At 58.7% G+C, this 24826-nt stretch carries 19 protein-coding genes; 4 read left to right on the plus strand and 15 right to left on the minus strand.

Annotated elements, in window-relative coordinates:
* Positions 1 to 49: 49 nt before the first annotated feature.
* The 6 genes from ERE07_RS12825 to ERE07_RS12850 are packed head-to-tail and all read right to left on the minus strand — an operon-like array spanning position 50 to position 4758.
* The gene (locus ERE07_RS12825) at positions 50 to 1795 is read right to left on the minus strand and encodes an L-aspartate oxidase (protein ID WP_245153694.1); all 1746 of its coding nucleotides are present in this window, start codon (positions 1793 to 1795) and stop codon (positions 50 to 52) included.
* Positions 1792 to 2400: a FumA C-terminus/TtdB family hydratase beta subunit gene (locus ERE07_RS12830; RefSeq protein ID WP_130009319.1), complete on the minus strand. Its 609-nt coding sequence runs from the start codon at positions 2398 to 2400 to the stop codon at positions 1792 to 1794. The genes ERE07_RS12825 and ERE07_RS12830 overlap by 4 nt, the downstream gene beginning before the upstream one ends.
* A gap of 18 nt (positions 2401 to 2418) precedes the next feature.
* A complete protein-coding gene (locus ERE07_RS12835) occupies positions 2419 to 3297 on the minus strand; it encodes a fumarate hydratase (RefSeq protein ID WP_130009321.1) in 879 nt (292 codons plus the stop codon).
* A gap of 8 nt (positions 3298 to 3305) precedes the next feature.
* Positions 3306 to 3659, minus strand: coding sequence for a succinate dehydrogenase, cytochrome b556 subunit (gene sdhC, locus ERE07_RS12840; RefSeq protein WP_130009323.1), 354 nt, complete (start codon positions 3657 to 3659; stop codon positions 3306 to 3308).
* Entirely contained in the window at positions 3656 to 4015 is a 360-nt protein-coding gene (locus ERE07_RS12845) for a succinate dehydrogenase/fumarate reductase transmembrane subunit (RefSeq protein ID WP_245153695.1), read from the minus strand. The genes sdhC and ERE07_RS12845 overlap by 4 nt, the downstream gene beginning before the upstream one ends.
* Positions 4012 to 4758, minus strand: a complete 747-nt coding sequence (locus ERE07_RS12850) for a succinate dehydrogenase/fumarate reductase iron-sulfur subunit (protein ID WP_130009325.1) — start codon at positions 4756 to 4758, stop codon at positions 4012 to 4014. The genes ERE07_RS12845 and ERE07_RS12850 overlap by 4 nt, the downstream gene beginning before the upstream one ends.
* 109 nt (positions 4759 to 4867) lie before the next feature.
* On the opposite strand from ERE07_RS12850, the gene ERE07_RS12855 reads away from it, so the two are divergent.
* The gene (locus tag ERE07_RS12855; protein WP_130009327.1) at positions 4868 to 5764 is read left to right on the plus strand and encodes a LysR family transcriptional regulator; all 897 of its coding nucleotides are present in this window, start codon (positions 4868 to 4870) and stop codon (positions 5762 to 5764) included.
* 38 nt (positions 5765 to 5802) lie between these two features.
* Here the strand turns inward: ERE07_RS12855 and ERE07_RS12860 are convergent, their stop codons facing one another.
* The 6 genes from ERE07_RS12860 to ERE07_RS12885 all read right to left on the minus strand — a co-directional run bounded on the left by ERE07_RS12860 (position 5803) and on the right by ERE07_RS12885 (position 13814).
* The gene (locus ERE07_RS12860) at positions 5803 to 6816 is read right to left on the minus strand and encodes a Bug family tripartite tricarboxylate transporter substrate binding protein (RefSeq protein WP_130009329.1); all 1014 of its coding nucleotides are present in this window, start codon (positions 6814 to 6816) and stop codon (positions 5803 to 5805) included.
* Positions 6817 to 6878: 62 nt separating this feature from the next.
* Entirely contained in the window at positions 6879 to 8987 is a 2109-nt protein-coding gene (locus tag ERE07_RS12865; protein WP_245153697.1) for an acetate--CoA ligase family protein, read from the minus strand.
* Between the two features lie 32 nt (positions 8988 to 9019).
* Positions 9020 to 10195 carry an acyl-CoA dehydrogenase gene (locus tag ERE07_RS12870; RefSeq protein ID WP_130009451.1) on the minus strand — a complete coding sequence of 392 codons (1176 nt, stop codon included), beginning with the start codon at positions 10193 to 10195 and terminating at the stop codon, positions 9020 to 9022.
* 72 nt (positions 10196 to 10267) lie between these two features.
* Positions 10268 to 11467, minus strand: a complete 1200-nt coding sequence (locus ERE07_RS12875) for an acetyl-CoA C-acyltransferase (protein ID WP_130009333.1) — start codon at positions 11465 to 11467, stop codon at positions 10268 to 10270.
* Positions 11468 to 11493: 26 nt separating this feature from the next.
* Positions 11494 to 13029 (minus strand): 3-hydroxyacyl-CoA dehydrogenase, encoded by a 1536-nt coding sequence (locus tag ERE07_RS12880; protein ID WP_130009335.1) that lies wholly within the window; start codon positions 13027 to 13029, stop codon positions 11494 to 11496.
* Between the two features lie 2 nt (positions 13030 to 13031).
* Positions 13032 to 13814, minus strand: a complete 783-nt coding sequence (locus ERE07_RS12885) for an enoyl-CoA hydratase-related protein (protein WP_130009337.1) — start codon at positions 13812 to 13814, stop codon at positions 13032 to 13034.
* 137 nt (positions 13815 to 13951) lie between these two features.
* Here ERE07_RS12885 and ERE07_RS12890 point away from each other — a divergent pair, with 137 nt between their 5' ends.
* From ERE07_RS12890 to ERE07_RS12900, 3 genes are all read left to right on the plus strand, one after another.
* Positions 13952 to 14857, plus strand: a complete 906-nt coding sequence (locus ERE07_RS12890; protein WP_130009339.1) for a LysR family transcriptional regulator — start codon at positions 13952 to 13954, stop codon at positions 14855 to 14857.
* 288 nt (positions 14858 to 15145) lie between these two features.
* Positions 15146 to 19894 (plus strand): glutamate synthase-related protein, encoded by a 4749-nt coding sequence (locus ERE07_RS12895; protein WP_130009341.1) that lies wholly within the window; start codon positions 15146 to 15148, stop codon positions 19892 to 19894.
* Between the two features lie 10 nt (positions 19895 to 19904).
* Positions 19905 to 21368, plus strand: coding sequence for a glutamate synthase subunit beta (locus ERE07_RS12900; protein WP_130009343.1), 1464 nt, complete (start codon positions 19905 to 19907; stop codon positions 21366 to 21368).
* Between the two features lie 98 nt (positions 21369 to 21466).
* Here ERE07_RS12900 and ERE07_RS12905 read toward each other — a convergent pair whose 3' ends face one another.
* The 3 genes from ERE07_RS12905 to ERE07_RS12915 form a co-directional block, all read right to left on the minus strand.
* Entirely contained in the window at positions 21467 to 22468 is a 1002-nt protein-coding gene (locus ERE07_RS12905; RefSeq protein ID WP_167670881.1) for an Rpn family recombination-promoting nuclease/putative transposase, read from the minus strand.
* A gap of 100 nt (positions 22469 to 22568) precedes the next feature.
* The gene (locus tag ERE07_RS12910) at positions 22569 to 23636 is read right to left on the minus strand and encodes an acyl-CoA dehydrogenase family protein (RefSeq protein WP_130009347.1); all 1068 of its coding nucleotides are present in this window, start codon (positions 23634 to 23636) and stop codon (positions 22569 to 22571) included.
* A 3-nt stretch (positions 23637 to 23639) separates the two neighbouring features.
* Positions 23640 to 24803: an acyl-CoA dehydrogenase family protein gene (locus ERE07_RS12915; protein ID WP_130009348.1), complete on the minus strand. Its 1164-nt coding sequence runs from the start codon at positions 24801 to 24803 to the stop codon at positions 23640 to 23642.
* Positions 24804 to 24826 lie beyond the last annotated feature (23 nt).

Consider the following 24826-nt stretch of genomic DNA (forward strand, 5'->3'; position numbering starts at 1 on the left):
CCTGCGGTATCGCGTGCAACAGTTGTGCCGGCATGCATGATTTCGACCATCAAGCCTGGGCTGCCGCAAGATCTTGATCGTTCAGAATTGTATTGCCAGGGGATACGCGTGTGAACATGACAGGCTGGCGCGTAAGCTGCAAGCTGTCATTGTGTAGATGGATGACCGAAAACCAGGAGTTCTCAAGGTCGCGCACCTCCGGGAAGTCTTCGCGAAAATGCGCGCCACGAGAATCCTCGCGTGCAAGCGCTGCATGAACAATCGCCTTGCTGACATGAATCAGGCTGTCGATGTTAAGCCAGTCTTGCCAGGTCAGGTTGAACGCGCGGTTGCTGTCCTCCAGACCGGTGTTCAACAGCGCCTCATGCAGCACCTCCAGCTCAGCAGCGGCGCGCCGCAGTCCCGCCTGATCGCGAACAATGCCGGCATCGTTCCACATACATTCGGCCAGCCTTTCCCGCAATCCATGAAGATCCCCCGCCGGCACGCCGAAAGGCCGTTCGACAGCTTCGATGGCATGTTCGATCTTCTCTTGCCTGTACTCCCTCAGCGGCTTGTCCTTGACCCATTTTGCGATACTGTCGCCCGCAATGCCGCCAAATACAGTGGAGTTGGCAACCCCATTGCCACCCAGACGGTTGGCGCCATGCACGCCGCCTGTGTCCTCCCCGGCGGCAAACAGCCCGGGCCATGCTGTACTGCAATCGGGCTTGAAGACCACGCCCCCCATCATGTAGTGCGCGGTGGGAACCACCTCTACCAGGCCTCCGGCCAAATCGAATCCACAGTCCGCACAACGCTCCACCATGCCTTTGAACTGCTTACGCACTTTGTCTGCGCCAAGATGGCTCATCTTGATGTATACACCGCCATGGGGCGACGTGCGGCCGGCACGCATCTCCGCGAAGATGCCTCGCGAGACAACATCGCGCGTGGCCCGCTCGCCACGCGCGTCCACGTTGTGCATGAAACGCTCGTGATCGCCATTCAACAGATGGCCGCCCGCACCGCGCAAGCCTTCTTCCAGCACCGTGCCCGTCATGCGCGTATCCGGCCCGGCCAACAGGCCGGTGGGATGAAACTGCACCATCTCCATGTCGCGAAGGCCGAGCCCCGCCCTCAAGGCCATGGCCAGCCCGTCGCAGCTTTTGTCGCCTGATGGGGTATGGAATTTATACATCGTGGGCCCGCCACCCGTGGCAAGCAAGACCGCTTTAGCCCGCACCAGGCGATAGCTGCCCGTGCGTATGTCGATCATCAGGACGCCCGCGATCGCACTGCCGTCGGCGCAAGGAATCAGCTCAATGGCGCGATGCTCTTCCAAACGCTTGATGTTGCGCGCCCAGACCTGCTCAGCCAAACGATTGATGATCTCTATGCCAGTGAGATCGCCTTTGTGAACGGTACGGTCGAATGTCTGGCCGGCAAACGCTTTCTGATGCAGGGAGCCGTCTGGATTGCGATCGAAAAAGCAGCCCAGCTCATTTTCGAGCTCGTGAATCCGCTTGATTGCCGTATTGACCAATGTCCACGCCAAGTCTTGATCGGGCAGCCATTTGCCGCCGGTGATGGTGTCCATGAAATGCCGTTCGGGCGAGTCACCCGCCGCGAGCGCAACGTTGTAGCCGCCCTGAACCATACGGGTACAGCCGCATTTCCCCAGCAACCCTTTAACTGCTACCGTGATGTCCAGCGAGGGATCTGCATCGTGCGCATGCAATGCTGCAAACAGCCCCGCCCCGCCTGAGCCCAGGATCAGGACATCCGTCGTGACCACGTCGACAGCGGGCATCATGAGGCCCCCAGCGACGCAAGAATCGCGTCCCGGCGGCTTTGAACGTCGTCGCTGATCTGGTCGTACAGCGAAGCGCCATGACTGTCCATGGCGACCAGCAACGGGCCAAAGTCGCGTATGCGAAACTTCCATAATGATTCTGGATTCAGGTCATCCAGGTCCACATCCTCGATCTGCTCTATCCAGGTTGTTTCCAGCGCGGCGGTGCCGCCGACAATGCCAAGGTAGACCCCCCCGAGTTCCTGGAATGCCTTGAGCGATCCCTCATGCATTCCCCCTTTTCCGATAATGATGCGCACACCGCACTGTGACATCAGCTGACGGGTAAAGCGTTCCATGCGGGAAGAGGTCGTTGTGCCGATGCAGACCGACTGATAGCCTGCCGGGAATTCTTCGGACACCTCCACCTTGCGCACATTGGGCGCCGTGTGGATGACAGCATGACCTTCCAAGTCAAAACGCGTTGTTCTCCCCTTGTCGAACATCGCGATATACGTCGCGTCGCGTATTCCAAAAAGGGTTTTCTGCAGTGTTACCGTATCCCCGACATGCAGTTCCCGTATCTGGGCCTGCGTCACGGGCATATCGAGTTCGTAATGAGCCATGATCGCGCCTCTCTCTTTTCAGAATCCGTATTCGATCTCGCCATTGCCCAATCGCGCCAGGGCGCGCCGCGCCGAATGGCATTGCATGTTCACGGCCACAGGATTCATGGTGATATGCGTGGCAGCCAACTCCACATGCACGGCAAAGGAAGTCGCATCGCCTCCCAGACCCTGCGGCCCAACGCCCAGCTTGTTGACCGCAACAGACAGTTCCCGCTCCAGTTCCGCGCCCAAGGGGTCATCACAGGCTGAGCCGAGTTTTCGCGTTGCGGCCATTTTGGCCAGATGAACACATAGGTCGGATGTTCCTCCCACGCCAACACCCACAATGGTCGGTGGACAGGTGCGACCGCCAGCATTGATGACGCAGTCGATCACAAAACGCTTGACCGCCGCCAGGCCTTCAGCAGGTATCGCCATTCGCAGAAAGGAGTTGTTCTCGGATCCGCTGCCTTTTGGAATCATCTGAATTTCCAGCGTGTCGGGCGCTTCGACGAAATCCACGTGAATCACCGGCACGCCGATGCCACAGGAGGTGTGATTGTTTTCCCGGCTAATCGGATGAACCACGCTGGAGCGCAACGGATGTTCCCGCGTTGCGCGTTCGCAGCCCTTGCGTATGGCCTGTTTCAGGCGCCAGCCATCCACAGCGACATTGCGCCCGAGAAATACGTTGTATATCGGTATCCCCGTATCCTGGCACAGCAGATTGTTGTTGGACTCGGCGACCTTGATATTGGTGACCATGGTGTCGAGAATAGTGCGCGCGCGTTCCGATGTTTCCATACCCTGCAAGGTGCCGAATCCTTGCTTGATATCGTCGGGCAACAATTTCAATGCTCGTATGTACAGTTCGCGGGACGCTTCCTCCACCTGGCCATAATCGATTTCTTTCATGATGTGACTCAATTCAGTGCTGCAACAATGAAAACGACAGAGACCGCCAATGCGGTGCCAAGACTGGCGGCAATCCAACCCCGCCGCAGTCCGCGCCACGGGCGGAACTCGATCAGCAAAATACGCAAGCCTCCCAGCGCGTGAGCGGCCAGCAGAAACACCAAGGCCCATTCTCCGAATTTGAAGACGGGTGCCTCGTACCATCTCAGCGCCGAATCCAGGCTTGCCTCGCCTTCCAGCGCAAGCCCCAACGTCCAGAAGTGAATCGGCAGAAACAGCGTGAGCAATATTCCCGAAATGCGGTGGATGCAGAATGCGATCCAACTGGCATGCGATCGTGCGCGAAAATCATTCCTCTTCACGCTGCGCCTCCGAACGTAACGGCCCAGACCGCCCGCCATCCCAATACCAGCAGCGCCAAGGCCAACAGGTTGGCGGCAATCCCCGCCGTGCTGTCCTTCAGTCTGAACCACTCAAGCAATACCGTTCGCGAACCAATGGAAGCATGCACCGCCACGAGTCCGACAAACACCGTATAAAAGAGTCCCCAGATCAGGCTTGCGCGTGTACGGGCAAGAATCTCTTCGGCGCTCAGCCCTCCCTGTATGGCGTACACAATGACGACGATATGAATCAGCACAAACACCGTCATCACCATGGCGGTCACGCGCTGCCAGTACCAGCGACGAACAGATTTGATGGCATGGCTATTCATCATGACTCTCCGGTTGTTTCAAACCGCTCGCCGCGCATGACCGCCCTGCTCACCGTACGCTTGAGTCCCGCAATACTGGCAGTTGGCGACAGATGCTTGGGACAACGCACCGTACAGGAACCTTGTGTGTGACAGGCGTGGCAGCCCGCATCGCCTGCCACCGCGGCCAGACGCATTTGCCCGTCGATATCCCGCTCATCATTCACCAGTGTCCAGGCGCGATTCAGCGCGGCAGGGCCAAGAAAGTCAGGCCGCCAGCTCACGACATCGCATGAGGAATAACACACGCCGCAGCCTATGCATTCGATGCCCGCTTCAGCCTCCTGCCGGGCAGGCGAGTCCGGCTTTACCAGGGCGACAGGTTCATCGCGCGTGCTTGCGCCCAGAAACCGCCCCCGCGCCGCCTGCATTTTGTTGAAAAAATCATCCATGTTGACAACCAGATCCTTGACAACAGGCAGGTTGGACAATGGCGCCAATTGCAAGCGGTTGCCCGGGCACACCTTGGCAACATGAGTCCGACAGGTCCAGCGGGCAACGCCATTGACCTGCATGGCGCACGAGCCGCACATCCCTACCCGGCAGGCAAACCGGTAAGAGAGCGTGGCGTCCTGATAGCGTTGGATATAGGTCACAACATCCAGCACGGTCTGGCTTTCGCGGCGCGGCACCTCAAACGTTTGGTACTCGCCTTGCGCGCCACCGCGCCACACATCCACATGTAAAGTTTCGGTTGGATTAGCCATTGCCTCGCGTCCAAATGCCTGGAAGGGGATAAGTCATCATGCCTTTCTCTTTGACAAAAGTAAAACTATTAATTATTTTGTTCAGACCAAGTATTTTTTATAGGCAATCATGTCTTCCATACGGCAATTTCGCACGGCGCTTGCCGCAGCCCGGCTGGGCAGTTTTGCCGAGGCTGGCCGCCAGATCGGTTTGACCCAGGCAGCCGTCAGCCTGCAGATCAAGAATCTCGAAAACGAGCTTGAGATCAGGATGTTTGAGCGCGGCGCACATTCACTCACCGTAACCCCCGACGGCCGGCAAGTACTGGCGCGGCTGAATGCCATCGTTTCGGACTACGACAGCCTGCGTATTCGCGCCGATGGCGTTCTGCGGGGCACCTTGCACATCGGCGCCCTGGTATCGGCACTGATGGGTTCTTTTGGCAGTGCGCTGGCGCACATCAAACGGGATTATCCCGCCCTGGATGTTCGCCTGTTTGCAGGCCAATCGGCGCAATTCGCGAGAATGGTTTCCGAGGGCGAGCTGGATGCGGCGGTAGTGACCGAACCGCCGGGTTTCGTGCCGGACGGGCTGATGTGGACGCCGTTCTACCAGGAGCCCCTGGTACTCATTGCGCCCTTGGCGTCTGGCCGCAAGCCCGTGCTCGAATTGCTCCGCACCGAACCTTTTCTGCAGTTCGATAGGTCGCTATGGACAGGGCGGCTCGTGAACTACGCACTGGACATGCTGGAAGTCGCCCCAACCATCGCCATGGAACTCAACTCTATCGAGGCCATTGCACAATTGGTTCGACAGCACTATGGCGTGGCCATCGTGCCCCATCTTGCCAATGCAGAATGGTCCGAGCAGCAGCTTATCGTCAAGCCGCTGCCGGGTCGCCCCATTATGCGCGCGGTGGGTATGCTCGAGCGCCTTCAGCACAGCAAGAAGCCCATCACACAGGCTTTGTGCGCGCTGTTCGATGAGCAGAACCATACGCGTTATCACGCCGAATCGCCGTTATAGAAAGGAGAGGCGCGCAAGCCACTGCGCCTCTCCTGTCTTTACATCGTCTTGTCTATCATGTCCAGAGATTCGCCAAGTTCACGATAGACCTTGAACTGCTCCTCGGTAAATGCCGCTGCCTCGTCCGGACCTTTCATGTAAGGAACCGAGCCGGCATTTTCGGTAGCCTGGATCCATTTTGGATCTTTACCGGTCTGCTCCATAAACGACCAGATCTTCTGTACCAATTCAGGTGGCATATTCGGCGGCCCCGAAATGCCACTCCACCCGGTGATTTGATTCATCTTCTTTATGCCCAGTTCGGACGCAGTGGGCACATCAGGCAGGGTTTTCAGACGCTCAGGCGTTGTCACAAACAAGGCGCGCAGGTTGCCAGCCTTGATCAGACCATAGGCTGGTCCTATGCTGCTGCAGGAAAAATCGACTTGCCCAGCCAACAGGGCACTGGTCGCTTCTCCGGTGCCTTTGTAGGGTATCTGTGTAGGTAAAGTCTTCAGGCCAAGGATGTTGAAGAGCAGCTTCGGCCCCATGTCATTGGTCGTCAAGGAACCGGCCGACCCATAATTCATTTTGCCGGCATTGGTGCGCAATGCGGTTTCCAGGTCTTTATATGTCTTGTAGGAGGACGTACCCTTTACATAACAGCCGTAGGGGTTCAGCTCCAACAACCCTATTGGCGTGAAGTCGCTCCACTTGTAGTTGGTTTTCGACGGCGCTATCGCAGGAAGAATCGCTTGTGAACCAGGTCTTGAAAGCAGCAGGGTATATCCATCTGGCGGTGCCATTCTGCCCTGCTCGGAACCGATCACGCCGCTGGCACCCGGCTTGTTGATGACCACAACGGGCTGTCCAAAGTGCTTCTGCGCAACAGCGCTGAAATTTCGGGCGGCGAGGTCCGAATCACCGCCCGTGCTGTAGGGTGTGATCAGCGTAATCGCATGAGAAGGGTACTTGTCCTGAGCCCATGACGGTGTCGCTGCCAGGCTGCCTGCCAATGCGGTTATTGAAAATAATGAGGGTATTGCGATCGCTCTGAAACTCTCCTGTAACATGCTTGTCTCCTCTTCCGCCTTGCGGAATTCGGTATTGAGGCCTATTCCTGGGCCTATATATGCTATGTTTTGGTCCGAATGATCATGATGCTATCGACTCCAACCGGACCATCGGAGTCTATTAATAAAGGATTCAGATCCAGCTCTGCCAGCTGCGACGCGACCGATGCTGCCCAGTACGATAAACGGGACAGCAGGCTGCACAGTTTGTCGATGTCCGCGCCCGGTCGCCCACGAACGCCATCCAGTATCGGCCGCATGCGCATCTCCGCCAGCATGCTCCGCGCCTCGCGTTCTGTGAACGGAGCGCGACGAAAAACCACATCGCGCAACGTTTCCAGAAAAATGCCGCCGTAGCCAACCATGACCATGGCGCCAAATACGTTATCGCGCTTGATGCCCACTACAAGCTCAATGTCGCCTGCCTGCATTGGCTGAACAATGACGCCCAGCAGCTTGGCCTCTGGCACACGGGCATGGCTGCGATCCATGAGCGAGTCAAACGCTGACTGAATATCTGCCGCGTCATTCAGGTTGAGCACCACACCACTAATGTCGGTTTTATGCAGAATGTCCGGCGACTCGATTTTGAGTGCAACCGGCGCACTGAACTGGCGCCACGCCTGCACGGCCTGACCGGCATTTTTCGCCAGCACAACCGGAGCCATGGTGACCCCCGCGCGGCTCAGCAACGCCACCGCTTCAACGGTAGGCACCGGTCCATCCTTCAGCGCCAGATGCGCGGGCGGCGGGTCACGCATCTCATGCTCTGGACAAGCCCAGGCTTCGCGTATGACGGCGTACCGCGACAGCGCGGCGGCAGCCTCCACAGCACGTTCGCCAGCGCCAAACATCACGACGCCTTTCTCGCGCAACCGTCTGGCCATGCCCGACGGCGCCGCCACCCAACAGATCAGAAAGGGGGTATCCGTTCTTGCGCGAATCTCTGCAAGCAGATCGACCAGCATGTCCGCATGCGCATGCATCAGCTGTATCCAGATAATGCCTACATGAACCCGCGCATCCGCCAGCAGCAGCAAGACAGCATCTCGAAGTAACTGCGGCTCTGCGACAAACTGCCCTGTCACATCAACCGGGTTGCCGCTGGATCCGAACGCGGGCATGACCGCTGCCAGCGCAACGCTGGTTTCAGCTTGTGGAGCGGGTACAGTCATGCCCAGTTCCTCTGCGCGATCAGTCATCATGACGCCCGCGCCACCAGATTGCGTCACAATTCCAAGCCCATTCCCCGCAGGGAGTGCGCATCCCGATAAAGCCTGAACCATGTCAAGCAGTTGCTCTTCATTGCCGGCGCGCAGAATGCCATATTGTCTTGCGACCGAGTCGAACAGCGCGTCCTCGACAGCCAGCGCGCCGGTATGCGATGAGGCAGCCCGGGCGCCAGACGTCGTTCTCCCCACTTTTACCAGCACCAGTGGCTTTCCAAGTGCATGACAACGTCTCGCCAGGTTGATCAGGCTTTCGCCATCCCGAATACCTTCAAGATAACCGGCTACAACGCTTATCCTGGGGTCCTCCACGACAACATGCATCAACTCGCAGAACGTTGCATCCGCTTCGTTGCCCGTATTGACGAAGTAGCCCAAGCCAAGTCCCCGGTCTCTCGCCAACGCCGCAATGGCGGTTCCGAATGCCCCCGACTGAGTGACAAAACCCACTGGTCCGGAATCGACGTCGCCATCGGCATATTGACTAAAGGTGGCATACACCTGTTCGAACGCATTGATAAAGCCGAGACAGTTAGGGCCGCAAACCACCATCCCATATTCCCGTGCGATGTCGCGCAGCATATGTTCATTGGCAAGGCCGTGTTCTCCCGTCTCGCCAAATCCCGAGCTGAATACGACCGCGGCTCGCGCACCCTTTTTTCCCAAGGCTATCAGGCTTGTCGCGACTTCTTGTGCCGGAACGACGACGACAGCCAGATCAGGGGCTTCCGGCAACGCATCAACGCTGGGATAGCACGTCAGACCGGCAATCTCCTGGTACTTAGGATTGACTGGGTAAATGCGACCCGGATAGCCCTTTTCCAGCAGGTGCTTGAGCGGCCGACCATTGACTTTGGACAGTTGCGATGAGGCACCGACAATTGCAATGGAGCCAGGGCGCAGCATCCTGGCCAATATGTCATGGCGAGATAGTGCTTTCATGGTTTTGCTCATAACGGCGCTCATGTGTGTCCTCAGGAAAAAGCGGCGATGCCTGTCTGCGCACGCCCTAAGACCAACGCATGAATATCGTGTGTGCCTTCGAGCGTATTGACCGCCTCGAGATTCATCAGATGGCGCACCACATGATATTCGTCGCTGATGCCATTGCCCCCCAGCATGTCGCGGGCGGTCCGTGCCACCTCCAGCGCTTTGCCGGCACAGTTTCGCTTGAGCAGCGAAATCATCTCCGGCGTGGCCTTCTGAGCCTCCCGCAGCCTGCTGACATGCAGGCAGGCCAGCAGTCCAAGGGTAATTTCAGTCTGCATGTCAGCCAGTTTTTTCTGTATAAGCTGGCTCGCTGCGAGAGGTCTGCCAAACTGCTGCCGCTCCAGCACATAATCCCTGGCTGTATGCCAGCAGAACTCAGCCGCCCCGATCGCTCCCCAGCATATGCCAAAGCGCGCATTGGCCAGGCAGGCAAAGGGCGCGGAAAGCCCTTGGGCGGCAGGCAACACATGGTCCTCCGGCACAAATACATCGTCCATGAAAATCTGGCCGGTGGGCGAAGCCCTGACGGCGAACTTACCCTCGATCTTCGCCGTTGCCAGCCCATCCATCCCGCGCTCCAGGATGAATCCCCGGACCATACCGGTGTCATCCTTGGCCCAGATAATGAACAAGTCGGCAATGTTGGCGTGGCTTACCCAGGTCTTGGCTCCGCTCAGACGATACCCGCCGTCCACTTTTCGAGCCCTGGATGCCATGGAGGCAGGGTCTGATCCCGACTGCGGCTCGGTCAGACCAAAGCAGCCCAGCACGTCCGCCCGGGCCAGTTTGGGCAACCAGTGCGTGCGCTGCGCTTCAGTGCCGAACAGGTAAATGGGAACCATGGTCAACGTGCTTTGCACGCCGAGGGCAGACCGATAGCTGGAGTCTATTCTCTCCAGCTCGCGGGATATCAGGCCATACGCGACATAGCCTATGCCGGCACAGCCGTACCCTTGAAGATTTGCACCCAATAGGCCAAGCTCCGCCATTTCGCGCATTATCTCGATATCGAAGGTTTCATGCCGATGCGCCTGCACTATCCTGGGCATTAACTTTTGTTTGGCGTAAGCTGCCACGCTATCGCGCATCATGCGCTCATCATCAGTAAGAAACTGGTCAATGAGGAAAGGATCACGCCAGTCAAAGCCGCTATTGCCCATGCTCACCGCATCTCGCGCGGCTTCATTCTGCTCATAAGTTTGTGCTTGCATAAAGTGTCCTTGCATAACATGTCAGCAGCGTTCAAGCACAACACTGATCCCCTGGCCTACCCCGATGCACATCGTGGCCACTGCATATTTTTCTCCTGCCGTGTGCAATTGCCTGCTTGCGGTCAACGCCAGCCTTACCCCAGAGGCGCCCAGTGGGTGGCCCAATGCGATTGCGCCACCATTTGGATTGACACGCTCATCGTCCAGCGACATGCCCAATCCTTTCATGCAGGCAAGTGCCTGAGCCGCGAACGCTTCATTGATCTCAATGACCCCAAGGTCGGCAACATCGAGCTGCGCGCGGGCCAGCGCTTTCACGGTCGCGGGCACCGGACCGATACCCATGATCCGGGGCGGTACACCACAGACGGCACTCGATACAATCCGCGCCAGCGGCATGAGCCCCAAGCGCTCCCCGATCGCCGAATTGCCCACCAACAGTGCCGCAGCCCCATCATTGATGCCGGATGCGTTGCCTGCAGTGGTCACACCTTGAGCGTTCAATGTTCGCAACGAGGCGAGTGCCTGCACCGTGGTAGATCTTGGGTGTTCATCGCCGACCACGCTGGCAGCGGCCCTTCTGCCTTTGGCAGGCAAATCGATCGCGGTCCGCTCGTCGTCGAACCAGCCGCGTTCGTTGGCCTCGCGGTATTTTTCCTGCGATGCGTGAGCAAAGTTGTCTGCGTGCTCTCTCGTTATGCCATATTCAATGGCCAGATTGTCGGCCGTCTGAGGCATGCTGTCGTCGCCATATGCGGCACTGATTTCTGGATTGGGAAAACGCACGCCCACCGCAGAGTCAAACACCGTCATGGCTCTGCTGTAGGCGGCTTCCGCCTTGCCCACCACAAATGGCGCGCGACTCATGCTTTCCACACCCCCCACAAGCATCAGCGCGCCCTCTCCTGACGTCAATGCGTGCGCCGCCGTAATGAGCGCGCCCAACCCGCTACCGCAGTTGCGCTGCACCACGGTGCCGCCAAGTTCAACCGGCAATCCGGCGAGCAGCCCGGCGTGGCGCGCCACGCACCGGCTATCTTCGCCTGCCTGATTCGCGCAACCGACAACGATGTCATCCAGTTGTGCGGGATCCACACCGCTACGGGTCAGGAGCTTTGCAAACACCTGCGCCAGGAGATCATCCGGGCGCATGCTTGCCAAAGCACCCGCCTGCTTGCCAAAGGGAGATCGAATTCCGTCATAAATGTAGGCATCCAGCATGTTGTTTCTCCAACGTGTTGCGAGCGTCAATCACCCTCGCAAAAATCCATATCCAGCGCAGCCCGACGTGCCAGCCACAAAGCGGGGCGGTAACGAGGATCACGAAAACTTTCGTATAGTCCGTCAAGCAGCCGGCTCACAGACGCCGCGCCAAGGCGATTGGCGAATCCCAGCGGGCCGTGCGGATAAGCCAGCGCCAGCACGACTGCACGATCGATATCCTGGGGCGCCGCAGTGCGCGATTGCGCCAAGGCGCCGCCGATGTTCATGATCATGGCAACAATCCGCTGAGCAACAAAGCCCGGACTGTCGCGAATAACAGTGACCGGCACACCATCCGCACTGAAAATCGCATGAGCCATGTCGCGCCATGCGCGACTCGTGACGCAGGTAGTCATCAGCGTGCGATGTGTCTGCAAGCCAAACAGCGTATCAACGGCGACCGTACGCACTGGATCCAAGCCCTCGATCGCCGCTGTGCGTGAAGCATCGCGACCCATCGGCGTCACCAGGCACAGTGCTTTGTCACTCGGACGCGTTCCCGCTTCTATGCTGGCACCGAGCGAGGAGGCCAATGCGCGCAGCGTGTCACCCGCCTCGGGCGTTGCCGAGCTAACCCACACAGGGGCACTCACGTGGGGCGCGCTGGGAGCAGGCAAATTTGCCTGCAATGGCTTCGCTCCATGCTTACCTGGAGCGCCAACCTCATAACGGTAATACCCTTCTCCGGTTTTTCGTCCCAGCGTTCCCGCTTGCAAACGCAGGCTCATCAGCGAAGAAGGTCGGTAGCGTGGCTCTTGAAAAAGCTGGTTGTAAATGAGTTCCGTCGCAGGGTGGTTGACGTCAAGCCCGACCAGATCAAGCAACTCGAACGGCCCCATGCGAAAGCCCGCCGCCTCGCGCATAATCTGATCGATCTGCGCATAGCTCGCCACGCCTTCCGCGACCACGTTGACCGCTTCCAGCGTATAGCCGCGCCCGATCTGATTCACCAGAAAGCCAGGGGTGTCGTTGACCTCCACGACCTCCTTGCCGATATCGTGCCCCACCGCCTTGAGCTGCGCGATAACGGCATCCTCTGTCTTCAGGCCGCGAATCACTTCCACCAGACGCATGCGTGGCACCGGGTTGAAGAAATGCATACCCGCCACTCGCCCTGGATACCGGCATTTCGAGGCGAGCGATGTAATCGACAACGACGAAGTGTTGGACGCGAGTATGCACGATGCGTCGACCACATCGTCCAACGACGAAAGTAGATGGAGCTTGGCATCCAGGTCTTCGGTAATGGCCTCGATCACCAGTTCGCAATCTCGAAGTGCCTCTAGGTTGTCTATGGCGATTAGCGCCTTTGCCGCCTGTTGCGCGGCACGGTCATCCAGGCGCCCTTTCTGTACATCGATGCTGATCGCTTGGGCGATGCCGGCCAGGGCTTTTTCAACAACCTGATGGCCCGCATCGAACAGCATGACGGTTTTGCCCGACAACGCACATATTTGCGCTATGCCGCGGCCCATTGCGCCCGACCCGACGACACCAACGCGCGAAATTCCAGACGACATTCTCATGCTCCTTTGAAATTTGCGGCTCGACGCTCGAGAAATGCACGCATGCCCTCTTTCTGATCCTGCGTATCGAACAACGTCTCGAATGCCCTGCGTTCCAGCATTAATCCGGTAGCAAGCGGCGCATCGGCGCCGGCCAGCGCGACCTCTTTCGTCAGCCTGACCGCAATGGCCGGTCGCCTGGCGATGGTGTCGGCAATCTGCATCGCCCGTTCAAGGGCTTTGCCGTCTGGCGTCAGCTCGCTGGCCAGCCCGACCTCGTACGCGCGCTGCGCCGATATTGCCTCGCCTGTCAGCAGCATTTGCATGGCCCTGAACTTGCCTATCGCACGCATCAGCCTTTGCGTCGCACCGCCCCCCGGCATGATGCCGACGGCGACTTCCGGTTGCCCAAACCGCGCACTGTCTTCGGCAACGATAATGTCCGCATGCATGGCCAGCTCGCAACCGCCACCCAACGCCGCGCCATGAACCGCGGCAATCAGCGGCTTCGGAAAATCGCTGATGGTGTGCCAATAGCTCAATACGTCCATCGCCCAGACTGAAGATGGCCCCAAACCGGCCATCTCTCGCAGGTCCGCTCCAGCGGCGAAGCAGGGGCCTTTTCCAGCGATCACGACACACCTGACGCGGTCATCAGCCCGAAGCGTGGTAAACGTTTCTGAAAGAAGCCTGCGCAATGGAAGATTTAATGCATTGCGTGCATCAGGCCGATTCAACTGCACAAGCGCCACCCCTGAATCGCCGATGTGGCAAAGTAGATTATCCGTGACGTCTGGCATCGAACCGCCTCCGTACATTGAAATCAATAAAGCTATAGTAGAAAGCGGAGGTGTATTTTTGAAATTTATTTTCATAATAATTTATATTCATCACATGAATATAAATTGAAGATCCGTTGCTTTCCCGGGAGTTCGATGTGAATCTTGAAACATTCGACCTGAACCTGCTCCGAGTATTCGATGCCATTTATATTGAACGCAGCATATCGAAAGCCGCATTGCGCCTGAATCTCACCCAACCGGCCGTGAGCAATGCACTGGCCAGGCTGCGCGACAGAGTAGGCGATCCCTTGTTCGAAAGAACGGCGGAAGGCATGGCACCGACGCCGCGGGCAAAAACGATTGCCGAACCCATACAGCGCGCACTCGACCTTCTGCGGGAGGGCCTGAGTTCACGCAGCGGGTTCGATTTCAGCAGTTCCACACGCACATTTGAGTTTGCCCTGGAAGACTATGGCGAAAATGTCATCCTGCCCCGCTTTCTCAAATGGCTGAACCTGGCTGCGCCGGGCATACGGATCGTTATCCGACCCGAGCCAGGCATCCAGTTGCGAGACGAGTTGCGGCAAGGAGCCGTGGATCTGGCTTTGAGCTACTTTGTTCCAGGCATGACCGAATTCCGCAATCACTGCGTCATGACCGATACCTTGCTCAGCCTGGCCCGCCGCGACCATCCCGCCATCGCGGACCGCCTCACCCTGGATACCTTTCTGACGCTGGGACATGCTGCGCTGATTCCCCGGACCAAAAGCACGCCGATGATTGACCTTGCGCTGGCCAAACGAGGATTGCAGCGCCATATTGCCGTACAGGTGCCCTATTTCCAATCCATGCCTGTGATAGTGCAGAACACGAACTTGCTTTGCACAATGCCCAAACGCATGGCGCTTCTGTATGCCGACAACTTCGGCTTGCAGCACTATCTGCCTCCTGTGCGAACCCCGGACTTTCCGGTCTATCTGATCTGGCATCAATCCGCCAACGACGATGTCGCGCACCGGTGGCTCAGAGAATCGTTCATCGACTTATGCAAACAGCTATAGCGTTGTTCGGCGCAACATAACGGCTCGGCGTTCCGGCAGCGCGTCAACAGCGAGGGTGCAATATCGAGAACCGCGGGCGCGCGATTTTCCACCGACATCCCTTAAACGGGGTTAGATAAATCATTATGATGTAGCTATTTAGATGCGTCCCTATTTAATTACGCACTATTTTTGTGCATATAAAATAAGGGACGCACCATCAAATTTCTGTTGCGCACACTGGACTTACGCGGTATCTTCAATCTTCTGCGCCCATCTTTGCGCACCGCACCAATACACGAGTCCGCCATGTCACAGTCTTATGCACCCACTCCCACCGTGGTACCTCGCGCGCCCGCTGCTCGCCTCGCCGACCAACAAAGTGATCGCCAGCGCGCGCCGTCGCGCCAGGGCCTATATCACCCCGAAAACGAACATGATGCCTGTGGGGTTGGTTTTGTGGCCCACATCAAGGGGCGCAAAAGCCATGCGATCATCCAGCAGGGTCTGAAGATCCTCGAAAACCTTGATCACCGCGGCGCGGTCGGGGCCGATGAGCTCATGGGCGACGGCGCCGGCATACTCATACAGATACCAGACCAGCTGTATCGCGAGGAAATGGCGGCGCAAGGCATCGAGCTGCCCCCGCCCGACGAATACGGCGTTGCGATGGTGTTTTTGCCCAAGGAAACCGCCTCGCGGCTGGCCTGTGAGCAAGAGCTCGAGCGCGCCGTGCGCGACGAAGGCCAGGTCGTGCTGGGATGGCGCGACGTGCCGATCGACCGCGACATGCCCATGTCTCCCACTGTGCACGCCTGTGAGCCGGTGATCCGTCAGCTCTTCATTGGGCGTGGCGCGGACATCATGGTGCCTGATGCGCTCGAGCGCAAGCTCTACGTCATCCGAAAAACAGCCAGCCACGCCATCCAGCACATGGAGCTGGCGCACGGGCAAGAGTATTTTGTGCCGTCTATTTCCGTGCGTACCGTGGTGTACAAAGGCTTGCTGCTGGCCAATCAGGTGGGCTGCTATTACCGCGATCTGGCGGATACGCGCGCGGTGTCGGCGCTGGCGCTGGTACACCAGCGCTTTTCCACCAATACCTTCCCTGCCTGGCCGCTCGCCCACCCCTATCGCATGATTGCGCACAATGGCGAAATCAATACGGTAAAGGGCAACTTCAACTGGCTGCGCGCCCGCGAAGGCATGATGCAGTCAGCCGTGCTCGGAGACGACTTGCCCAAGCTGTACCCCATTGTGTATGAGGGGCAGTCGGACACAGCCACCTTCGACAACTGTCTTGAACTCTTGGTGATGTCGGGCTATTCACTCGCCCATGCCATGATGATGATGATTCCCGAAGCCTGGGAACAGCATGACGACATGGATGAAAACCGCCGCGCGTTCTACGAATACCATGCGGCCATGATGGAGCCCTGGGATGGCCCCGCGGCGGTGGCGTTTACCGATGGCAGGCAAATCGGCGCAACACTTGACCGCAACGGCCTTCGCCCCGCCCGCTACCTGATCACCGATGACGACATGGTGATCATGGCCTCGGAAGCCGGCACGCTGCAGATTTCCGAGCATCGCATCGTCAAGAAGTGGCGCCTGCAGCCTGGCAAGATGTTTCTGATCGACCTGCAGCAAGGCCGCATCATCGACGATGTCGAAATCAAGTCGCAGTTGGCCAATATGCGGCCGTATCGGCAGTGGATTGAGCGCCTGCGCCTGAAGCTTGAGTCTCTGCCCGCCCAGAAAGTCGAAGATGCGCGCAGGGATGTTTCACTGCTGGATCGCCAGCAGGCTTTTGGCTGGACACAAGAAGACTTCAAGTTCGTCCTTCAGCCCATGTCCGCCAATGGCGAAGAATGCACCGGGTCTATGGGCAACGATGCGCCGCTCGCCGTGCTGTCGAGCCGCGCCAAGCCTTTCTACAACTATTTCCGCCAGCTGTTTGCCCAGGTGACCAACCCACCGATCGATCCGATTCGCGAACAACTGGTGATGTCCCTGGTGTCGTTCATCGGCCCCAAACCCAACCTGCTCGACATCAATAATGTGAATCCGCCGCTGCGGCTGGAGGTCAGCCAGCCCATCCTGGATTTCTCGGCCATGGCGCAGATCCGTCATATTGCCGACATTACCTCCAACAAATTCCGCTGCCTGGAACTGGACATCACTTATCCAGTTGCCTGGGGCCCGGACGGCATCGAGGCCTGTATTGCCGGGCTCTGTTCCAATGCGGCGGATGCCGTACGCAGCGGCTACAACATCCTGCTTATTACTGACCGCAACGTCGACAGCGAACACGTGGCGATTCCAGCCTTGCTGGCAACATCCGCCATCCATCTGCATCTGATTCGCGCAGGCTTGCGCACCAATACCGGCCTGGTCGTCGAGACGGGATCGGCGCGCGAAGTGCACCATTTTGCCTTGCTGGGCGGTTACGGCGCCGAAGCCATCCACCCCTACCTGGCCCTTGAAACACTGGCCACGCTGCCACAACCGCAACAGGCCATCAAGCAATACATCAAGGCCATAGGCAAGGGCTTGAACAAAGTCATGTCCAAGATGGGCATCTCGACCTATATGTCCTATACCGGCGCACAGATTTTCGAGGCCGTAGGCCTGAGCTCCGCGTTGGTACAGAAGTACTTTACCGGCACCCCCAGCAATATCGAAGGGATCAACATCTTCGAAGTCGCGCAGGAGGCGCTGCGCGTGCATCATGCGGCATTCAGCGATGACCCGGTGCTGGCCAACGATCTGGATGCGGGCGGCGATTATGCCTGGCGTGTCCGCGGCGAAGACCATATGTGGACGCCAGACTCCATCGCCAAGCTCCAGCACTCGGCGCGCGCCAACAACTACAGCACCTACAAGGAATATGCTCAACTGATCAACGACCAGACACGCCGCCACATGACGCTGCGCGGCCTGTTTGAATTCAAGGTTGACCCTGCGCGTGCAATCCCGCTCAGCGAGGTCGAACCCGCCAAGGAAATCGTCAAGCGATTTGCAACAGGCGCCATGTCGCTGGGGTCTATTTCCACCGAGGCGCATGCTGTGCTCGCGGTGGCGATGAATCGCATTGGCGGCAAGTCGAATACGGGCGAAGGCGGTGAAGATGAACTGCGCTATCGTCAGGAAATGCGCACGGGTAAGCAAACCATCAAGAAGGGCGACACCATGGCGTCGGTGTTGGGCCATGAGCGCATTGAAGCGGATATTGCGCTGGCCGCAGGCGATTCGCTGCGTTCACGGATCAAGCAAGTGGCCTCCGGGCGCTTTGGCGTGTCGGCCGAATACCTGAGCAGTGCAGACCAAATACAGATCAAGATGGCGCAGGGCGCCAAGCCCGGCGAAGGCGGCCAGTTGCCTGGACACAAGGTTACAGACTATATCGCCAAGCTGCGCTATTCAGTCCCTGGCGTCGGGTTGATTTCACCACCGCCCCATCACGATATTTATTCCATCGAGGATTTGGCGCAGCTCATTCACGATCTCAAGAACGTCAATCCCAGGGCGTCTATTTCAGTCAAGCTTGTGTCGGAAGTAGGCGTGGGCACCGTCGCAACCGGCGTCGCCAAGGCCAAGGCCGATCATGTGGTGATTGCCGGCCACGATGGCGGCACCGGTGCGTCTCCGGTGTCATCCATCAAGCACGCGGGTACGCCCTGGGAGCTTGGCCTGGCCGAAACGCAGCAGACCTTGCTGTTGAACAACCTGCGGACTCGCATCCGTGTGCAGGCCGACGGCCAGATGAAAACCGGCCGCGATGTCGTGATCGGCGCGCTGCTGGGCGCCGATGAGTTCGGCTTCGCCACAGCGCCGCTGGTGGTCGAAGGCTGCATCATGATGCGCAAATGCCATCTGAATACCTGCCCGGTGGGCGTCGCGACGCAGGATCCGGTGTTGCGCAAGAAGTTTCAGGGCAAGCCGGAGCACGTGGTGAACTTCTTTTTCTTCATCGCCGAAGAAGTAAGAGAAATCATGGCGCAGCTCGGTATTCGCCGCTTCGATGACATGATTGGGCGTGTCGACCTGCTGGATATGCGCAAGGGGATAGAGCACTGGAAAGCGCAGGGCCTGGATTTCAGCCGCGTTTTTCACGCCGTCCAGGCGCAAGGCGCGCTGCATCAGACCGAAAGCCAGGACCATGCACTGGATCATGCCTTGGATCATCAACTGATCGAGCGCAGCAAGGCAGCCATAGAGCGTGGCGAGAAAGTATCGTTCATTACGCCCGTTCGGAACCGCAACCGCACCATCGGCGCCATGCTGTCCGGCGTCGTCGCGTCACGCTATGGACATGACGGGCTGCCTGACGACACGATACACATTCAATGCAACGGCACTGCCGGGCAGAGTTTCGGCGCATTCCTGGCCCAGGGCATTACCCTGGATCTGGTGGGCGAGGCCAATGACTATGTCGGCAAGGGCCTGTCGGGAGGCCGCATCATCGTGCGCTCTCCCAACGATTTCAGGGGATTCGGCCCTGATCACATCATTGTCGGCAATACGGTGCTGTATGGCGCGCTGGCGGGCGAAGCTTATTTCAACGGCGTAGCGGGCGAACGGTTTGCGGTGCGTAATTCCGGCGCGGCGACGGTGGTCGAGGGCACAGGCGACCATGGTTGTGAATACATGACGGGCGGCACCGTCGTCGTACTGGGCCAAACGGGCCGCAACTTTGCGGCGGGCATGTCCGGTGGGGTGGCCTACATTTGGGATCCGCAGGACAACTTCCGCCGCAACTGCAATCTGTCCATGGTAGAGCTGGAACGCATGATGTCGCATCAGGAGCAGGAGGATCAGGGACAGGTCCAAGGCTGGCACAGTCAAACGCGGGGCGCTGAACGGGAAACGGACGAAACCATACTGCGCCGTATGATCGAAGAACACTACCGCCTGACCGGCAGCTTCCGGGCCCGGGACATCCTGGACGACTGGAGCCGCAGCCGCCTGACTTTCCTCAAAGTCATGCCTATTGAGTATAAACGCGCGCTCGGTGAGCTCTGGCGCGCAGCCAATCCACAACAAATTGCTGCCTGAGGGTCTTAAGATGGGCAAGATTACTGGTTTTCTGGAGTTTCAACGTGTCAAAGAGACCTATGAGGCACCACTGACGCGGCTGAAACATTGGCGCGAGTTCGTTGCGCCACTGACTGACGCGGAAGCAAAAAAGCAGGGTGCTCGCTGCATGGACTGCGGCATACCCTTCTGCAACAACGGATGCCCGGTCAACAACATCATTCCGGACTGGAACGATCTGGTGTATCGGCAGGAATGGCGTCAGGCGCTGGCTGTACTGCACTCCACCAATAACTTTCCGGAGTTTACCGGCCGGATCTGCCCGGCCCCTTGCGAAGCGGCCTGTACACTGAATATCAATGACGATGCTGTCGGTATCAAGTCTATTGAGCATGCCATCATCGACAGAGGCTGGAACGAGGGCTGGGTCACGCCTCAGCCACCACATCGGCGCACGGGAAAAAAAGTGGCCGTTGTCGGTTCCGGCCCTGCCGGGCTGGCTTGCGCCCAGCAACTGGCACGGGTCGGCCATTCAGTGACTGTCTTCGAAAAAAGCAATCGCATTGGTGGCCTGCTGCGCTATGGCATTCCAGACTTCAAGCTCGAAAAATTCCATATCGACCGGCGCCTGGCACAGATGGAGGCCGAGGGCGTGGAATTCTCGCCCTCCACGTATGTCGGCGCCCCCGAAGACGCCCAGGAAGGCCTGACGGTTCGCACGCCCGATTCGCTGCGTGAAGAGTTTGACGCGATCGTCCTGGCGGGTGGGGCCGAAACGCCTCGTGACCTGCCCGCCCCTGGCCGGGAGTTGCAGGGCATTCATTTTGCAATGGATTTCCTGCGCCAGCAGAACAAGGTGAATAATGGCGATCGGATCAGCAAGCAGATTACCGCCAAGGGCAAGCACGTCATTGTCATCGGGGGTGGCGACACCGGGTCGGACTGTGTCGGCACCAGCAACCGCCAGGGGGCTGCGTCCGTCACGCAATTCGAGCTGATGCCACGCCTGCCCGATGTGGAGAACAAAGAACTGACCTGGCCTTACTGGCCCGCCAAGATGCGCAGTTCATCGTCGCATGAAGAAGGCTGCGAGCGCGACTGGGCGGTGTCCACCAAGTGCTTCGAAGGTAAGGACGGCAAGATCAACAAGCTGATCGCGGTCCGCCTGGAATGGATCAAGGACAAGGCAACCGGACAACTGAAGATGCGCGAAGTGGAGGGCTCGCAATTCGAGCTGCCTGCCGATCTGGTATTGCTGGCCATGGGCTTTGTGTCGCCTGTTCGCAATGTGCTTGATGCCTTTGGCCTGGACCTGGACGCCCGCGGCAATGCTCAGGCCAATACGGAGGACTATCGCAGCAGTGACGCCAAAGTGTTCGCAGCCGGCGATATGCGGCGCGGACAGTCGCTGGTCGTCTGGGCGATTCGGGAAGGCCGGCAATGCGCGCGGTCGGTGGATGAGTTCCTGATGGGTAGCACGACGTTGCCCCGCTAACCGTTGCGCATCACGATGAAGATGAACAAGGCCGCTACTTTAGAAGCGGCCTTGTCGCATGGATCTGGCGCCGGGATACAGGTTGCTCGTGGCCGGGCTTAAGGGCGGGAGCGCGGCCGCCGGCTATCGGCAAAGACCTCGTCCAGCGTTGACGCGCCGAGCAGTTGTACAGACCACTTTTCCATCTGCCGTATGGATGCTGTCGCCAGGCGTTGTGCCACCGAGGCAGGCAGAGGGCCAAACTTATGGGCCAATTGACGCTGCAACAATACTGCTCCGCCTTCTTTGCGACCTTCTTTGCGGCCCTCTTTGCGGCCTTCGCTCAGACCCTGCATCTTCCATTGATGCGTCCAGGATCGGGACTGATGGTCAAGCATATTCTTGATCTCCATGAAATCGTCTATGGCCGGCAGCTGAACCGCAGGCAGCGAGCGCGGCAGCAACACGCGGCGTATCCAATTTGCAAAAGCGTTCCGCAGTTCAGCATGCGCTTCCCCCTGCGTGCACAGGCCAATAGTCTGCATTAAATTAATCGTATCTTCAATACCGCGATTGTGTTCAAGACGAAAGAGCAATGCAGCCAGGTTTTGATCCGGCAGTTTGCCTGACCGCACCCACTCACCCTCGTCGATCAACAGGTATTCGAACTGTGGAAGATACGGTTCGAGCGCCGCGGGCAGTGCATCAAACAGATGGCGCGTGCTGGTAGGCGCGCGCCATGGACGAACACCGCTATAGAGCACCACGGGCAGCAGGCGCGGCAACTGCCGCTGCGGCTTTTGAACGCGTCGCTGCAACAGGCTTTCACACAGCAAGCTGCAATAGGACGCCATGCGCAGCGCCATGAATCGCTCGCATGACGACTGGTGTTCCAGCATTAGCAACACATGCGCGTCCGACCCCTCGCTGCAGGGAATGCGCCAGACATGGTCGCCCTGCCGCAAGGCAAGGCGTTTGCTCACATAGGATGCGGGAACGGCCTGCATGGCGGGCCAATGAAGAGACTGCAATTCCCTGATGTCGACAATGTCCTGAAAGAGGCTGCGCACTAAAAGAGGATGATTCAACAAGCTGCGATAGCATGCGTCGTGGACAGTCATACAGCAATTTCTGGGGAGAAAGAAACTGCCCACTATAGAATCTGGCACGGGCGCTGCGGCCATGTCCGGCCAGAAAATGTCGCGTCGACTTACGCGCCGTTCAGATCAAGGCCCAGAGCCGGTCCAGGATAAACGTAGCATCGCCATCCCGGCGCAGGATGGCGCACAGATGCCTGGCACGCTTGAGATATAAATGAGCGGGGCACTCCCAGGTAATCCCCATGGCGCCAAAAGTCTGGATAGCCTGCCCTGCAGTGGCGAGCGCGGCTTCGGTAATCAACAGTTCAGCCATCAGCACTGAAGCTTGCGCGGCCTCGCCGTGCTGATCTGTAAGTTCACAGGCCTCATGCAGCAACAAGCGCGCATTGTCCAACGCCATCCAGTTGTCCGCCAGCCTGTGCTTGATGGCCTGGTTTGCGCCAATGGGCTTGCCGAACTGCTCGCGCTCGCACGCGTACACGGATGCGAGGTCCAGCGCCTGCGCGCCTACGCCCAGCAATTCTGCAAGTCTGAGACAGCGGCGTGCCATACAAAACCGCGTCCATGTCGGCTCAGGACAGGTTCGCGTGACCTGCCATTGGGGAGGCGAGTGTGTGACCAGGCGGCCAGTTGCAATCAATGGATCGATCCCGTAACCAAGGTGATCAACCGCGTGCGCGGATAACGTGAGATGAGTCTCTTGCCACGAAAGCCGCAGAGCCGTCGCGTCGCTGATCGCATGGGTGACAAGACCGAGATTCGGGGAGCGCCGATCAATGCCATCGTCCTGCGCTGTTCCGCTCCCATCATCTCCATCGGCATCGCTTGCCAGCGCCATGTATGCCTCGCCGTCCAGCCAACGCGCCAACTGCTTGAGCGGAGTGTCCGGACCCTCTGCTGTAATCAGATAGCCCAGCATGGCCATCGCGTCCGCAATCGGTAAGGGCAGGAGCCTGCGTCCCATCTCCTCGACCATCAGGGCGGCATCGACAAGACTCAGCCCCAAGCCGCCGCTTGCCTCTGGCGCACATGTCTGCAACCAACCCATTTCGGCGCATTGCCGCCATAGCTGTCGCGCGCGCTCGGCATCCAAAGGGACGAGGACTGCCCCATCCGCCAGCTCACCCTCCAGAAAATGCCTGACCGCATCGACCAGCATGGTCTGCTCATCGTTCAATACCATGGTCATCAGTCAGGCTCCCTTGGGCAGGCCGAGTATTTTCTCGGCAATGATGTTGCGCTGGATCTCCGAGGTGCCCGCAAGAATGGTTTCAGCCCGCGACCAGAGATAGGCATGCGTATACAGCGCGGCCTTGCGGGCATCCTCGCCCGGCGCGTCCAGACACACCGAATCGCCCAACAGCTCCACGGCAAAATCCAGCAATGCCTGGTGCGCTTCGCTCCAATGCACTTTGGTGGAGGAGCCCTCCGGGCCCGGCGGACCGCCCGACATTGCCTGCCTCAACGCGCGTCTGGTCTTCAAGCCCAGGACATGGCTGTCGATGGCCAATCGCGCCCAGCGCCGACGCGTGGCGACCGATTCGTGCGCCAGCCAGCCACGGATGTCGTCGAGCTCCTGCCGGAACCGGACCAACCGGGGTAGAAAATAGGTACCCCGTTCATAGCTGGCCGCTGCCATGGCGATCTTCCAGCCCTGATTTTCGTCGCCCACGCGATAACGCGCCTCTACCCGTACATCCTCAAAGAACACCTCGCAGAACTCAGCTTCCCCCGTAAGCTGCCGAATAGGCTGAACACGGACGCCTGGCAGCGACATATCCACCAGCAGGAAGCTGAGCCCACGATGGCGTGGCTGCGCCTTGTCGGTACGCGCCAGGACAAAGCACCAGTCCGCCAGATCGGCAAACGATGTCCAAATCTTGTGACCGTTCAGCACGTAACTGTCGCCATCGCGGTGCGCACGGGTACGCAGGGAAGCGAGATCCGATCCCGCCGAAGGCTCGGAATAGCCTTGGCACCATATAGTGCTGTTTGAGAGCACGCCTGGCAGGAATTCCCGCTTCTGGGCTTCAGTTCCGAAATGCAGCAGCGTGGGCGCGAGGATGCCATGACCGATCAGGTTGACGCCCAAAGGCGCCCCACACAGGGCGTGCTCTTCATGAAAAATGGCCTGTTTGGCCAGGCTCAGGGCATGACCGCCATAGGCTTGGGGCCAGCCCAGCCCCGACAGACCATGCGCACACAGCTTGTTTTCCCAAGCGCGGCGAAAAGCCAGATCGCGCGGGTCTGGATCAGCAGGCCACTGCGCGACGAATGCCGCGTAGTGTTCCTCCAGCCATGCGCGTATGTATGCGCGAAACGCACCGTCGTCATTCGGAAAACTCATGTGTGTCATACCCTTGTCGCTACTGCCATGTC

Source organism: Allopusillimonas ginsengisoli (genome assembly GCF_004153455.1).
GTDB classification, from domain to species: Bacteria; Pseudomonadota; Gammaproteobacteria; order Burkholderiales; family Burkholderiaceae_B; genus Allopusillimonas; species Allopusillimonas ginsengisoli.